This is a genomic window from Mesorhizobium sp. M1A.T.Ca.IN.004.03.1.1 (assembly GCF_003997555.1).
GTDB lineage: Bacteria > Pseudomonadota > Alphaproteobacteria > Rhizobiales > Rhizobiaceae > Mesorhizobium.
Window position 1 is genome coordinate 1 of sequence record NZ_RZTV01000246.1, and the last position, 277, is coordinate 277.

The window sequence follows — 277 nt, forward strand, 5'->3', positions numbered from 1 at the left end:
GGGAGACCGATCTGCGGGATTTTCAGAAGCAGTTCACCGGCCCGTGCAACGGGCGACCGACGGATGTCATGAACCGGAACAGTGGATTTTTTTGTATGGGCCGAAGAAATTCGCGAGCCAGCAAGAATTTCAGCTTCGAAAGAACGAAACGCTACCGCCTGATTGAGAACAAATGCCTGGCTGGCAGGCAAAAATTTTTCCACATAAATAACGGCTTTTTTCATGAATCTGTTTGCGTCTCCGTTGTCTTGCGCATCACATCGCCTCTATTGCCCGC

At 50.2% G+C, this 277-nt stretch carries 1 pseudogene; it reads right to left on the reverse strand.

From position 1 onward, the window contains the following. Positions 1–224: pseudogene (locus EOD29_RS31545) on the reverse strand (glycosyl transferase); the annotation flags it as partial. Positions 225–277 lie beyond the last annotated feature (53 nt).